2 protein-coding genes and 1 pseudogene are annotated in these 3,866 nt (G+C 72.3%); all 3 read left to right on the top strand.

Annotated features, from left to right (window positions below; translation table 11 throughout):
• Positions 1-204: 204 nt before the first annotated feature.
• Positions 205-1,020 (top strand): annotated as a pseudogene (locus tag SSBG_RS20035) (PP2C family protein-serine/threonine phosphatase); the annotation flags it as partial.
• A 102-nt stretch (positions 1,021-1,122) separates the two neighbouring features.
• Positions 1,123-2,445: a vWA domain-containing protein gene (locus tag SSBG_RS20030; RefSeq protein ID WP_008747894.1), complete on the top strand. Its 1,323-nt coding sequence runs from the start codon at positions 1,123-1,125 to the stop codon at positions 2,443-2,445.
• A 133-nt stretch (positions 2,446-2,578) separates the two neighbouring features.
• The gene (locus tag SSBG_RS20025) at positions 2,579-3,850 is read left to right on the top strand and encodes an FHA domain-containing protein (protein ID WP_008747893.1); all 1,272 of its coding nucleotides are present in this window, start codon (positions 2,579-2,581) and stop codon (positions 3,848-3,850) included.
• Positions 3,851-3,866: the final 16 nt, after the last annotated feature.

Raw genomic sequence — 3,866 nt, 5'->3', positions numbered from 1 at the left:
AAAAAAAAAAAAAAAAATGAGTAATAACATAGAAAAAGCAACAAAACGAAAAAACAAAAAAAGCAGTGATTAATTTTAAAGAATATAAGTAATGAATACAAGAATAGATATATATGAAAAAAAAGAGTCGATACAGAAAGCAGAAATATAATAATCGGAATCTATGGAGCTTAAAAAGCCCTCAACGCAAATTCACACGGCAAAGAGCTGAGCACCCTGGCGGCCGTGAGCGACCGGGGGCTGCGCCATCACCGCAACGAGGACGCCTTCGCGGTCGCGGCGACCTCGCTGCCCGACGGGCCCACCGCCGCGGTCGCTGTCGTGTGCGACGGCGTGTCCTCGGCGACGCGCCCCGACGCCGCCTCGCTCGCCGCCGCGCAGACCGCCGAGGCCGCGCTCATGGCCTCGCTGCCGCGCGGCACCCGCCCCGAGCAGGCGATGCGGGAGGCGATCGAGCGGGCGGCCGAGGCCGTCAACGTCCTCGCCGACGAACCGGTCCTGCCGCCCGAGGAGCCCGGCCAGAACGCCCCGGCGTGCACGCTCGTCGCCGCGATCGTCACCGAGGACCTGCTCGTCGTGGGCTGGGTCGGCGACAGCCGCGTCTACTGGGTGCCCGCCGACCGCTCCGCGACGCCGTACCGGCTCACCGAGGACGACTCCTGGGCGGCGCAGATGGTCGCGGCCCGGCTGCTGAGCGAGGCGGAGGCGTACGCGGACGAGCGCGCGCACGCCATCACGGGCTGGCTCGGCGCCGACGCCTACGAACTGGAGCCGCACACCGCCGCCTTCCGGCCCGAAGCGCCCGGGGCGGTCGTGGTGTGCACGGACGGGCTGTGGAACTACGCGGAGAGCGCGGAGGCGATGGCGGCGCTGCTGCCCGCCGACGCGGGGAGCCGCCCCCTGGAGGCGGCCCGCGCGCTCGTGCGGTACGCGCTCGACAGCGGCGGCCACGACAACATCACGGTCGCCGTCGTCCCGTACCCGGCCCCGGGCGGACCGGTCCGGCTGGAGACGCGGTGACGCCGCCGCGGCGGCACCCGGGCGCGGGCGGGACACCGCGGCGGCCGGGACACGAGGAAAAGCGTTTCGGTACGTGAGGAATCGAAGAGGGGGAACGGCGTCATGGCGAATTTCTCGAAGCCCGAAGGGCCCCGGTTCGAGGTCGAGGTCTACCAGAACCCGTATCTGCCGGAGGGTTCCGGCGAGGTGCACGCCGTCGTCACGGTGACCGCGACGGGCGGCGGCACGGGCGCGCTCAGCGCCACCGGCTCGGGCCAGGACGCCGCCGTGGTGCTCATGGTCGACTGCTCGGGCTCGATGCAGTACCCGCCGAGCAAGCTCCACCACGCCAAGGAGGCCACCGGGGCCGCGCTCGACACGCTCCGCGACGGCACCCGCTTCGCCGTCATCGAGGGCACGCACGTGGCCAGGGAGGTCTACCCGCGCGGCGGGGCGCTCGCGGTCGCCGACGACCGCACGCGGGCCGAGGCGAAGCAGGCACTGCGCGCGCTCAGGGCCTCCGGCGGCACCGCCGTCGGCAGATGGCTGCAGCTCGCCGGGCGCCTGCTCTCCCAGGCGCCCGTCCCGATCAGGCACGGCATCCTGCTCACCGACGGGCGCAACGAGCACGAGACCCCGGAGGAGCTGCGCGCCGCGCTCGACGACTGCGCGGGCCGCTTCACCTGCGACGCGCGCGGGGTCGGCACCGACTGGGAGGTGGCCGAGGTCACCGGGATCGCCTCCGCGCTGCTCGGCAGCGCCGACATCGTCGCCGAACCGGAGGCGCTCAGCGAGGACTTCACGCGCATGATGGAGAACGTCATGGGCAAGGAGGTCGCCGATGTCGCACTGCGGCTGTGGACCCCGCAGGGCGCCGAGCCCGCCTTCGTCAAGCAGGTCGCCCCCAGCGTGGAGGATCTCACCGCGCGCCGCACCGAGTCGGGACCGCGCACCGGCGACTACCCGACGGGCTCGTGGGGCGACGAGTCCCGCGACTACCACTTCTGCGTCCGGGTGCCGCCCGCAGGGCTCGGCCAGGAGATGCTCGCCGCGCGGGTGTCGCTCGTCGTGCCGGCCCCCGACGGCTCGGCGACCCGGCTCGGGCAGGGCCTCGTGCGGGCCGTGTGGACCGATGACATCGCGGCGTCCACGCAGCTCAACCCGCAGGTCGCGCACTACACGGGGCAGGCCGAACTGGCGGGCGCGGTACGGGAGGGGCTCCAGGCCCGCAAGTCCGGTGACCAGGAACGCGCCACCGCGCGACTGGGCCGCGCGGTCCAGCTCGCGCACGCCTCGGGGAACGAGGCGACGGCCAAGCTGCTCGCCAAGGTGGTGGACGTCGTGGATGCGCCTGCGGGTACTGTGCGACTGAAGGCGAAAGTGACGGAGGCGGACGAGATGACCCTCGAAACACGGTCCACCAAGACCGTGCGGGTCAGGAAGTAGCCCTCGCGCGCCGCCCGTCGCACGACGCACGTGCGGCGGTGAGCCCGCCTTTCCGGACCCGCCGGGCCGGATGTGCAGCAGCAAGTGACCGGCCGGGAGGCCGGAGAAGAGAAGGAGAGGAGGAAGCGCCGACATGCCGACCTGCCCGAACGGACATCAGTCGAGCTCCGACGACTGGTGCGAGATCTGCGGCCATCGCATGGCCGGGTCGGGCGGACCTGTGCCGCCGCCTTCCCCGCCCCCCGCGCCCAGCCCGTACGGATACCCGCACAGCGGGAACCGGCCGGAGGCCGAGCGCTGCCCGCAGTGCGGTACGCCCCACGAGTCCGGTGGCCCGTTCTGCGAGCACTGCCGCTGGAACTTCCTGACCGGTACGGCGACGAGCTACGTACCCGCGGCGCCCGCACCGCCCGCCGGCGGCGGCTTCCCCGGTCCCCAGACGCACGAGTACCAGGAGTCGCGGCCCTCCAGGATCAACAGGCCGCCCGAGCCGATCGTCCCGGACATGATCCAGCGGCCCGGCCCCGGTTACCCCGGACAGACCGAGCAGGAGCAGCAGCCCTACCCGGGCGGCGACCCCGCGAACCACGGCGGCCAGAGCGGCCACGCGGGTCAGGGCGGCCACGGCGGTCAGGGTGGCCAAGGGGGCCACGGCGGTCATGCCGCGGGGGGTGAGCAGGGTGCCCACTCCGCTCCCGGCGGCTTCCCCGACCCGTACCAGCAGACGAGCGGCTACGCGCCGGGCCCGGCCACCACGCAGCCGCCGCAGCACCAGCAGCCGGCCGTGGACGACTGGCCCATCGCCCCACCGGCCCCCTACCCGCCGAACGGCCCGGGGCCCGGCGGACCGGGACCGCAGGGCGGGCTGCCCACCTCGGCGCCCAACGGCCCGGGCCACACCGGTCACGGCCCCGGCCCCGGCCACCCCGGCATCCCCGGCCCCGGTGGTCACGCCGACCCGTTCGCGACCGGTCACGGCGGTCACGCCGGGCCCGCGACGGGTGCCTGGAGCGCCACGTACGGCCCCGATCGCGAGTACTTCCTGGCGATGATGCAGCGCAGCGGCCCCGAGGCGAACGGGCTCAGCCTGCCCGCGTACTCGCCCGAGCAGCGCGTCGAGCTGACCGGGAGCCAGGTCACGATCGGCCGCCGCAGGCACTCGACGGGCAACACCCCCGACATCGACCTGTCGGTACCCCCGGAGGACCCGGGGGTCTCGCACCAGCACGCCGTGCTGACGCGGCAGCAGGACGGCACGTGGGCCGTCGTGGACCAGAACTCCACGAACGGCACGACGGTCAACGGCTCGGAGGAACCGATCCAGCCCTTCGTGATCCAGCCGCTCTCCGACGGCGACCGCGTGCACGTCGGCGCCTGGACGACGATCACGATCCACCGCGGCTGACCCGCGCCACCGAGGG

The organism is Streptomyces sp. SPB074, from assembly GCF_000154905.1.
GTDB lineage: Bacteria > Actinomycetota > Actinomycetes > Streptomycetales > Streptomycetaceae > Streptomyces.
Note: the sequence above shows the minus strand (reverse complement) of the source record. Positions and strands in the feature narration are given on the sequence as shown.

Bases quoted from the DNA above. Each gene is read 5' to 3' on its own strand.
- SSBG_RS20030 (WP_008747894.1), top strand. From the start codon at position 1,123: ATGGCGAATTTCTCGAAGCCCGAAGGGCCCCGGTTCGAGGTCGAGGTC.
- SSBG_RS20025 (WP_008747893.1), top strand. From the start codon at position 2,579: ATGCCGACCTGCCCGAACGGACATCAGTCGAGCTCCGACGACTGGTGC.